Here is a 9,606-nt window from a genome sequence, read left to right as displayed (position 1 = left end):
GGGCGCCCCGCGCGGGTTGCGAAAGCCACTTCCGCAACCTTCAACGTTGCGGAAGTGGCTTTCGCAACCTCCGCCGAGCAGAACCGTCAGGCCCGAGGTGAAGGGGACCTTCCGCCCGTGCGATGAAGGGATAGGCCCCTTCGCCCCGGCCGGCTACCGGACGCGCGATCGCCAAGTCCGTGAAGGCCTCCTTCACTACCCTCAAGGTAAGCAAGGAGGCCTTCACGACGCCCGCGGCTCACGGTCGCCCGCGGTTCACGGGATCACCTTGGCCTTCTTGAACTCGTCGAACAGCCGGAAGAACATCGACGACGTCTCGGCGTACTCGTGGAAGCCGGCCCGCCGGGCCTTCGACCCGTCCGCGAACATGTCGTAGTCCCAGCCGAACACGAAGTCGGCGAAGCCCCACGACGACGAAACCGCGCTGTACGGCACTTCCAGCCCGTACTTGGCCGAGAGGGAATCCCACAGCTCTTCCTTGTCCGCCATGATGACGTCCAGAGACATCGGCAGCGGCGGCGCCACCTCCAGGTCGAAGTAGCGCGCGATCTTCGGCCAGAGCTCGCTCCACCGGAACAGATCGCCGTTCGCGATGTTGTACGCCTCGTTCTCCGAGCCCGTCGCCCAGACCGTGGCCTTCGCCAACAGCCCGGCGTCGGTCATCTCCAGCAGGCTGTCGTACGCGCCGGGGTTGCCGGGGAAGCGCAGCGGCAGGCCGAGTTCCTTCGAGATCGACGCGTAGACGGCGATGGCCAGCGCGAGGTTCATCGGGTTGCCCAGCGCGGTCCCACCGACCACCGACGGCCGGATCGCCGACCACGTCCAAGACTTCCCGGCCTGTCGCCGCTCCAGGAACTGCTGCTGGTCGACATTGAACTCGGGAGGCATGTGCCCGGCGTCGTCTTCGCGCGCCGGGGTCTTGAACGGGCCGAGGTGAGCGCCGTAGACCTTGTAGCCCTGCATGAGGCTGACGTGGCGCAGACCGGGCGCGGCGGGCTCGATCGCGCCGACCAGATTGGTCAGCATCGCCAGGTTCGGCGCGACCAGCTCGGCCCAGGTCGGCTTGTCGACATAAGCCGCGTAGAACACGTGCGTGACGTCGTCCAGGCCGCCGAGCTTCGCGCAGGTGTCGTCCGCGTCGAGCAGGTCGACGGCGATCTGACCCGGGCCGCCGCGCCGCGAAAGGCCGATGACCCGCCAGCCGGGCTGGGTCTCCAGGTACTCGATCAGGTTCTTGCCGATGACCCCGTTGGCCCCGGCGACCAGGGCGACCTTGCGTTCTTCGTTCATGTCACCGAGCCTGGCCCCCGGCAAAGGATAAGTCCAAGGCATAGAAATCACCAGTTCGATAAGCTCTCTTCATGACCAGCCTGCGGCAGCTCGAATACCTGGTGACCGTCGTCGACACCGGCTCCTTCACCAGGGCGGCGGAGCTGCTGCACGTGACGCAGCCCGCCCTGTCGCATCAGGTGCGCGCGCTGGAGAAGGGAGTCGGCGGCCCGCTGCTCGAACGCCTGCCGCGCAGTGTCCGGCTCACGCCGATGGGCCGCGCCATGCTCCCGCACGCCCGCGCCACCCTCGCCGACGCCGAACGCGCGCGGTGCGCGGCCCGGCAGGCGTCCGGGCTGGAAGCCGGGGAACTCCAGATCGCCACGGTCTACTCGGTCGGTATCGGTGTCCTGCCCACGGCGTTGCGGGTGTGGCGCCGCGAGCGGCCGGACGTCGACGTCCGGCTCGTGGAGTTCCGGCACGCGGACGAACTCCGGGACGCCATGGCGGCGGGCGAGGCCGACGTCGCGGTCGGGCCGGTCCCGGCGGGCTGGGACGGGCCGGTGCGCGAGCTCGGCACCGAGGAGTTCGTCGTCGTCCTGCCGATCGACGGGCCGCGTGAGGACGACGGCACCGGCGTCGTCGATCTCGCGACCCTGTCCGGCTGCGCGTGGGTCCATTACGCGCCGGGCAACGGCCTGGCCGACCTCGTCGACCAGGCCTGCGCGGCGGCGGGATTCCAGCCGAGGGCCGCGGTCCGGACCGAACAGACCGCGGCCGCCCCGGTGCTCGCGGCGGCGGGACTCGGTCCCGCCCTGGTCCCGGCCAACGTGCTGCCCGAGGGTTTCCACGGCCGTGTCCTTCGCCCCGAACCGGCGATCCGGCGCACGCTCGCCGCCTACTGCCGGAGCACGCCGGACCCGCTGACCTCGGCCTTCATCGACGTCGTCGCGGGGGAGCGCACCCTCTGATCAGTGCAGGGAAACCGCCGGCAGGTCCACACCGCCGAAGGTCGTCGCCGTGACGTCGCCCGCCCGGTCCGCCCAGACGGCGTGCCCGTGCCCGGACCACAGCGGCGCGACCGGGAGATCGCGCAGCAGCTGGTTCTCCACCAGGCGGTAGACCTCGCCGCTGTCGGCGGCTTCGGTCTCCTCGGCCGATTTCAGCAGGTCGGCGAACCCGTCGCTGGCGTACCCGGTGGCCTTCGCGATCTCGGACAGCACTTCCTGCGGGCTCGGCGTCATCAGGTTCAGGTCGAGCGCGAACGGGCCCTGCCCGGGTTCCGGGGCGAGTGGGACGCCGACGGCCTTGGTGACCTGCTCCGCCAGCGGCCGCAGCCAGTTCGCCTCGGACTGTCCGAAGTGGACCGGCGCGGCGGGGAACTCCGCCTGGGTCAGCAGCGACTTCCCGGCGCCGGCGTCGAACGTGCACGGGCGGCAGGTGCTGCTGCGCTCACCGGGCGCGACGGCGGGCGGCAGGAGCGACTTCGCCGGGTCCACCTGCTTGCCGAGGACGCCGGCCTCCAGTGCGGCACGGTCGACCCCGAGAGCGAAGCCGTGCCGGACCGTCGCGTCGGAGAAATGCGGCGCGGTCAACGGAAAGCCGAGGTAGGCGGCGCTGGGCAGCGCCCACATCACGTGCCGCTGCGCGAAATCCGCGTGCATGGCTTCGTGACGGTCGCCCGGGACCACCGTGGAGAGGTCGAGTTTCCCGGCCTTGACCTCGTCGTAGTGCGCCGCCGCGTCCCCGGTCTTCAGGTCGATCACGCGCGCCTTGCCCGGCGCGTCCGCCACGCGGACCAGTTTGCCACCGGACGGCTGCCAAGCGCCGTCGAGCCGGAACGGCCCGTTGCCGACGGGCCGCTGCGCGAATCCGGCCCAATCCCGCGAGGTCAGCGCCGACGCGGGCAGCGGGACCAGCGCGGGCGAGGAGAGCAGCGCCGGGATCTGGCCGGACGGCCGGTCGAGCACGAGCCGGATGGTCAGCGCGTCCGGCGCGGTGATCTCCTTGGCCCGCAAGAGGTCCTTGACCACCCGCGACGCCTGCCATCGCTCCTGGCCGATCGCCTTCCAGGTGTCCACATAGGACTGGGCGGTCACCGGGGTGCCGTCGTGGAACTTCCCGCCGTCCTTGAGCTTGACCGTCCACGTCGTCCGGTCGGCGCTCGTGACCGATTCGGCCGCCCGCGGCGTCATCTTCCCCGTCGCGGGGTCGTAATCACCCAGCGGCGTCCACAGCGCCCCGGCGAGCATCCGCCCGGACTGGTCGCGGACGTCGGCGGGCAGCAGGGTCGCCGGAGCGGCCAGGCCCACGCGAAGTACGTCCGGTGCGGGCGATTCGCCGGATTCCGAGCAGCCCGCCGCGACCACGGCGGCGGCGAGGAGCGGGGCCAGAAGACGCAAGCGCATGGTCATGTCATAGCAGTCCCGGACCGACCAACGGCGGTTGTGCGGGCAAAGTGGTGATCATAGGGTGGGGTCACCAGCCTGGGAGGTTTCTGTGCGAGGAAACTGGTTGCTCCGGTCATGCCTGGCGATCACCACGATCACCGCGACCCTGATCGCCACCGGCCTGCCCGCCGCCGCGTGCGGCGAGGACGACAAACCGGCGAACGAGAAGGTCCGGGTCGCGGGAGCGCCCGGCGCGGTGAAGAACGTCAAGGCCGTCGGCAACGTGCCCGACGCGCAGGGCGCCATCGCGATGGGCTTCCTCCAGTACGGCAATCGCGACGTCATGGCGGTTTCCGGCGAGTTCGGGCTGAAGGTCTACGACCTCACCAAGAACCCCGCCGCGCCGAAGCTGATCGGCGAGGTCAGCCTGCCCGGACTGTGGGAGACCGAGGACACCGAGGTCGACGTCAAGCGCAAGCTCGTCTTCCTCGCGCGGGACCCGCGGGCCTACGGCGGCACCACGCAGACCGGCGAGTCCGGCATCTACATCATCGACCTGAAGAACCCGGAAAAGCCGGCCATCCTGAGCTACACCAAGGTGCCCGCCGGCCACACGACCAGCTGCGTCGACGACTGCCGCTACCTCTGGACCGGCGGCCCGGCGAAGGCCGCGAACCAGCCCGCGGACTGGGGCGGCCGCCCGATCTGGGTGACCGACATCCGCGACCCGCGCAACCCCAAGACGGCCCCGGACCCGATCGAACTCGCGCGCAACGACGGCAAGACCGACTACGTGCACGACGTCCAGGTCGACGACGAGGGTGTGGCGTGGGTGTCCGGACGCGGTGGCGTCCGCGGCTACTGGACCAGCGGCCATCACCGCGATCCCGTGCAGGGCAAGGTCCGCCGCGCGACCGCGTACAGCCCGGTGCCCTACGCGGGCGGCGGGATCGAGGAGACGGCGGCGCCGTCGAAGTTCATGCACAACAGCTTCCACCCGGCGGGACACCGCTCGGCCGACGGCGCGGACTCGCGCCGCTGGCACGGCCGCGACCTCATCTACGCCACCGAGGAGAGCTTCCTCGACGGCTGCGCCGGTGACGGCGTGCTGACGATCTCGTCGCTGCAGAACTCGTACAACGGCGAAGGCTGGCGTTCGACGCCGGAGAAGCCGTTCCGCCTCAAGTCCGTCGGCACCTGGAGCGTCGCCGGGCAGGAAGGCAGCGATCCGACCACGGGCGACTGCTCCGCGCACTACTTCGACGTCCGCGGCAAGATCCTCGTGCAGTCGTTCTACACGCAGGGCACGCGGTTCCTCGACGTCAGCGACCCGACCGACCCGAAGCAGATCGCCTACTTCCGCCCGGCGGACGCCTCCGCGTGGGCGCCGTACTGGCACAAGGGTTACGTCTATGTCGCCGACAACACTCGCGGAATCGACATCCTGAAGCTCACCGCCTGAGTCAAGATGTCCCCATGCGCACCATGGGGAAGACGTCGGCGATCACGGCCGCGGTCATGCTGATCGCGGCCTGTGACCCGGCACCGCCGGAAGAAGCGGCCGTCCACACCGATCCGGCGCCGGTCGCCAAGACGTTCCCGGAAGTCGGCGAGATCGTCGAAGCGTCCTGGGTCGAAGAGAAGATGGGCGCCCCCGAAGGCCGTGCCGCGGCGCCCGGGCCGGCCGACTACCGGCTTTCCGCCCTGGTGAAGCTGCGCGCCGACGCGGTTTCGAAGGTGATGAGCGGGTTCGAGTGCCACGCCGATGTTCCCGTGGCGCCGGCACAGCTCACAACGCTTCTGCCGTCCGGCGTCGCGTGGCTTTCCTGCGAGCTGCCCGCGAACGGCAAGGCACGGACGGCCTTCGTGGCAGCAGGTTCCGAACAGGCCTTCCTGACATCGACAACCATGTAACAAAGCCGTGGCGAAACTGTCGCGCGGCCATCACGAAAGCCGAATGATCCGTTTCTAGCTTGGCGCCATGACCACCTTGCTGGAACGGGCCCCGGTCGCCGTCGCCAAGACGACGCCGCGGCGAAGCGTCACGGCACTGTTCGCGATCGCCGTCCTCGTCGCCGGATACACCGGGTTCCGGTTGCCGGGGACCTGGGCGGCGACCCTGCAGGCCGTGTCCCTGACCGACGGTTTCCACCGCCGTTTCCTCGTCGGCACGATCCTGAAGCCGTTCGGGCACGACTACGCGGTTTTCGCGGTCGCGAGTTTCGCCGTCCTCGCCGCGGTGCTGGCGGTCGTGACGCTCGCGTTCTTCAGCAGCCGCACCGAAAGCCGGCGGTGGCTGATCGTCGCCTGGCTCCTGCTGCCGACCGGCGGTTACCTGTTCCACGAGATCGGTTACCTCGACCAAACGCTGTACCTGCTGCTGTCCGCCGCGCTGTGGGCGGTGTACCGGAACCGGCCGGTGCTCGCGAGCGCGGTGATGGCGCTTTCGGTGACGGTGCACGAGATCGCGCTGCTCACCGTGCTGCCGGTGTTCGGGTTCGCCTTGCTGCGGAAGGTTTCGTTGCGGCGCGCGTGCGCGCTGCTCGCCCCGGCCGCCGGCCTCGGGCTGGTGATCCTCGCGATGCCGCCGGTCGCCCCTGGCGCGATCGAGAAGCTCGGGCGTGCTCTGTCCACAACGGACTTCCGCTACCGTGCCGACGCGCTCGCCCTGTTCGGGCGCACGCAGGCCGAGAGCTGGCAGCTGTACTCGATCACCGGCGTGCTGCTGTATCTGCTGCCGATCGTGATCGTGGTGGCGGGCGGCTTCCTGTACCTGCACCGTCCGTCCCTCGCGGCGTTCGTGCCCGTCGCCGCGATCGCGGCACCCGCGCTGCTCGCGTTCGGCGGCTGGGACGACGCCCGGTGGGGATTCCTGCTGGTGACGAACTTCGTCGTCGTGCTGTGGCTCTGGCTCGGAAGCCGCGAGCTGAAGCCGCGCCAAGGCGCCGTGCTGGCCGCGTTGTTCCTGATTCTCACGCACGTCCCGATGCCGTACTTCGACGGCTACGCGCCGCGCGGGCTCACGCTGGTGACTCCCGTGGAAGCCTCACGGTGAAGACGGCGCCGTGGTCGTTGTGCGCGGTCATCTCCCCGCCGTGGATCAGCGCGTTCTCCCTGGCGATCGCCAGCCCCAGCCCGCTGCCCTCGGTCGCCTGGCGCGCCTGATCGCCCCGCACGAACCGGTCGAACAGGATCGGGAGCAGATCCTCGGGGATCCCCGGCCCGGAGTCGGCGACGCGGATCCACACCGTGTCGGCGCCGCCCGTCAGGGTCACGGTGATCGGTGTCCGGCCGTATCGCGTGGCGTTGACCAGCAGGTTGACCACGATGGTGTGCAGGCGGCGCGGGTCGGCGACGACGGTCGTGTCCCCGGTGCTCGTCACCTCGACGGGTGTCTCCGGGGCGGCGGCCCCGACGGCGTCCTCGACGAGCGCGGGCAGATCGACCGGTTCGGGGCGGAAGTCCGCGGAACCCGCGTCGAACCGCGAGATCTCCATGAGGTCCTCGACGAGCCGCGCCAGCCGCCGGGTCTGGGTGCCGAGCAGTTCGGTCGCGCGGGTCCTGACCTCGGGGGTGGCGCTGTCGAGGGTGCCGACCGTGGCGACCATCGACGCGAGCGGGGTCCGCAGGTCGTGCGCGACGTCGGCGACGAACCGCTGTTGCTGCCGGTCCTTGGCGCGCAGCTTCTCGATCGACGCGCCGACCCGATCCGCCATCGTGTTGAACGACTTGGCCAGCTCGGCGAGCTCGTCACGGCCTTTCACCGGGACACGCACGTCGAAGGCGCCGTCGCCGAGGTCCCGGGCGGCGGAGGCGACCCGGCGCACCGGCCGCTGGATGTTCCAGGCGGCGAACAGCGCCGCGACGACCCCGAGCGCGGCCACCCCGAGTGCGATGAGAACGAGCTTCTGCCGTTGCGCGGCCAGATCGATGTCGAGCGGAGTGAGGTCGTAGAACTCCACCAGCCAGTAGCCGACGAAGTTCCCGCTGACGACGAGAAGCCGCTTGCCGGTCTCCGGGTCGACGGTGATCGCCGTCAGCAGGTCCATCGTCTTGGAGGTCCGGACCAGCACCCGGTCCTGGACCGACGCCACGATCCCCTGCCGGTCACCGACGCGGACCGGTACCGGCTGCGCCCGGTGCCACAGATCGGTCGAGCCGAAGTTCACCAGGTCCGCCGAACCGTCGGGTCGCTTGGTGAACAACGTCCACTCCGGCGTCAGGTCGGACATCCGCTCGGCGAACTCGGTCAAGGTGGACCTGTTGTCCATCACCGCTTCGAGCCCGCGCCACGACTGCTCGAACAAGGAGCCGAACGTCGTTTCCGCGCTGTAGACGAAGCTGTCGACGGCGTCGTCTTCCTGAACTTTCGACGCGGTGAAGGCCATCACCGCGGTCGCCGTCGTCGTCACCAGCACGACCGCCGCCGTCACCTTCGCCCGCAGCCCGAACGACGGCCGTTTCACTGGTCCGCCAGCCGGTAGCCGAGTCCGCGCACGGTCTTCAGCACCACGGGATTCGCCGGATCGTCCTCGATCTTCGCCCGCAGCCGCGCGACCGCCGCGTCGACGATCCGCGAGTCGCCGACGTAGCCGTAGTCCCAGACCCGTTTCAGCAAGGTCTGCCTGCTCAGCACCTGGTTCGGATGTTCGGCGAACTCGACGAGCAGCCGGATCTCGGTCGCGGTCAACGCCAGTTCGGCGCCGTCCCGGGTCACGCTCATCGCGCCCGCGTCGATCTCCAGCCGTCCCACCCGCACCTGCCCGGCCGACGGCCCGGGAGCGGTGGTGGCGCGCCGCCCGATCGCCTTGATCCGCGCGTCGATCACCCGCGGTTCGGCGGGTTTGACCACGTAGTCGTCGGCGCCGCATTCCAGCCCGGCGACGATGTCGATCGGGTCGCCGCGGGCGGTCAGCAGGACCAGCGGCAACCGGCTGCGCGCGCGGACGCGGCGGCAGACCTCGAAGCCGTCCATCCCGGGCAACATGACGTCGAGCAGGATGAAGTCGAGTTCGAGCCGGTCGGTGAACAGCGCCTCCAGCGCACGCTCCCCGGTCGGCGCGACGACGACGTCGTGACCGAGCGCCTTCAGCGCCAGCGTGAGCGCCTCGGCCAGGGCGATGTCGTCCTCGACGAGCAGGATGCGCGGCATGGTTCCCCCAAGATCGAAAGGCTCACCGATCGTAAGGGCGGTCTGTCGCACTCGCCGGGGTTCGCGGCTGAACCGTCGCAGAGCCGTGCGGTCTCGTCACAAACCTCTAGTGCTTGAGTTCGGCGTTCCAAGCCGTCAGCGTGAGCTTGCCCGTGGTCCCGAGGTCGGTGTCGACGGTGATCCGCTGCTCCGGATCGCCCTTGGCGGCCGCGACGGTCACGTAGGCGCCAGCCTCCGGCGAACCCGCGGTGACGGTGTTCGACCACGAGACCACCGAAAGCAGCGTCCCGCCGGGCCGGACCGTCTGCGGGCGGACGCCGGGGTCGATCGCCATGTACGACGTCCCGTGCTCGACCTCGACGGCCATCGGCCGCTTTTCCTTGTCCAGCAAGCGGACTTCGGGATAGCCGGTGAGCGTGCGCGGCGTCGTGCCGCAGTTGGTGAGGGTCAGGACGACCGCGCGATGGCCCAGCGCGGCCTCGACCGGCCCGGACTTCACCGTGACCCCGGTGCCGAGACAGCCCGCCGGTTCGACGAGCCCCGGCTCCGGCGTGGACAGGGTCGGGATCGGCGCCGGCAGCGGCGGGGGCGGGGGCGAACTGCACCCCGCCACCACCAGCGCCGTCCCGGCCACGGTCAAGATCGCTTTCCCCAGCACCCGCGGATCCTATCCACCCTCGCTTCCGGCATCTCACCGATCGCCCACGAGCACCGGTCCGTGAAGGCCTCCTTGAGGGACCCAGAGTCCCTCAAGGAGGCCTTCACGGACTTGGCACCAGGAAGAGGGACGCCGTT

The 9,606-nt window shown here is 70.2% G+C and carries 9 protein-coding genes; 4 read left to right on the top strand and 5 right to left on the bottom strand.

The genetic code is table 11. The features are described 5' to 3' along the window. Nucleotides 1-255: 255 nt before the first annotated feature. Nucleotides 256-1,290 (bottom strand): SDR family oxidoreductase, encoded by a 1,035-nt coding sequence (locus AB0N89_RS40470; RefSeq protein WP_364216879.1) that lies wholly within the window; start codon nt 1,288-1,290, stop codon nt 256-258. Nucleotides 1,291-1,361: 71 nt separating this feature from the next. On the opposite strand from AB0N89_RS40470, the gene AB0N89_RS40465 reads away from it, so the two are divergent. Further along, the gene (locus tag AB0N89_RS40465) at nt 1,362-2,240 is read left to right on the top strand and encodes a LysR family transcriptional regulator (protein WP_364216876.1); all 879 of its coding nucleotides are present in this window, start codon (nt 1,362-1,364) and stop codon (nt 2,238-2,240) included. On the opposite strand, the gene AB0N89_RS40460 is transcribed toward AB0N89_RS40465, so the two are convergent. After that, nucleotides 2,241-3,683, bottom strand: coding sequence for an ABC transporter substrate-binding protein (locus tag AB0N89_RS40460; protein WP_364216873.1), 1,443 nt, complete (start codon nt 3,681-3,683; stop codon nt 2,241-2,243). 100 nt (nt 3,684-3,783) lie between these two features. Between AB0N89_RS40460 and AB0N89_RS40455 the strand changes: the two genes are divergently transcribed. The 3 genes from AB0N89_RS40455 (at nt 3,784) to AB0N89_RS40445 (ending at nt 6,714) form a co-directional block, all read left to right on the top strand. Next, nucleotides 3,784-5,121 carry a hypothetical protein gene (locus AB0N89_RS40455; RefSeq protein ID WP_364216870.1) on the top strand — a complete coding sequence of 446 codons (1,338 nt, stop codon included), beginning with the start codon at nt 3,784-3,786 and terminating at the stop codon, nt 5,119-5,121. A 14-nt stretch (nt 5,122-5,135) separates the two neighbouring features. Beyond that, nucleotides 5,136-5,573, top strand: a complete 438-nt coding sequence (locus AB0N89_RS40450; RefSeq protein ID WP_364216867.1) for a hypothetical protein — start codon at nt 5,136-5,138, stop codon at nt 5,571-5,573. A gap of 67 nt (nt 5,574-5,640) precedes the next feature. Continuing rightward, the gene (locus AB0N89_RS40445; protein ID WP_364216864.1) at nt 5,641-6,714 is read left to right on the top strand and encodes a hypothetical protein; all 1,074 of its coding nucleotides are present in this window, start codon (nt 5,641-5,643) and stop codon (nt 6,712-6,714) included. On the opposite strand, the gene AB0N89_RS40440 is transcribed toward AB0N89_RS40445, so the two are convergent. The 3 genes from AB0N89_RS40440 to AB0N89_RS40430 form a co-directional block, all read right to left on the bottom strand. Beyond that, nucleotides 6,680-8,125 carry a HAMP domain-containing sensor histidine kinase gene (locus tag AB0N89_RS40440; RefSeq protein WP_364216861.1) on the bottom strand — a complete coding sequence of 482 codons (1,446 nt, stop codon included), beginning with the start codon at nt 8,123-8,125 and terminating at the stop codon, nt 6,680-6,682. The genes AB0N89_RS40445 and AB0N89_RS40440 overlap by 35 nt on opposite strands. Then, nucleotides 8,122-8,811 (bottom strand): response regulator transcription factor, encoded by a 690-nt coding sequence (locus AB0N89_RS40435; RefSeq protein WP_364216858.1) that lies wholly within the window; start codon nt 8,809-8,811, stop codon nt 8,122-8,124. The genes AB0N89_RS40440 and AB0N89_RS40435 overlap by 4 nt, the downstream gene beginning before the upstream one ends. 106 nt (nt 8,812-8,917) lie before the next feature. Continuing rightward, a complete protein-coding gene (locus AB0N89_RS40430; RefSeq protein ID WP_364216856.1) occupies nt 8,918-9,469 on the bottom strand; it encodes a DUF4232 domain-containing protein in 552 nt (183 codons plus the stop codon). Nucleotides 9,470-9,606 lie beyond the last annotated feature (137 nt).

The sequence above is a fragment of the Amycolatopsis sp. NPDC089917 genome (genome assembly GCF_040684635.1).
In the GTDB taxonomy this organism is placed as follows: Bacteria; Actinomycetota; Actinomycetes; order Mycobacteriales; family Pseudonocardiaceae; genus Amycolatopsis.
The sequence above is the reverse complement of the archived record's forward strand: the minus strand, read 5'-3'. Positions and strand labels throughout refer to the sequence as shown.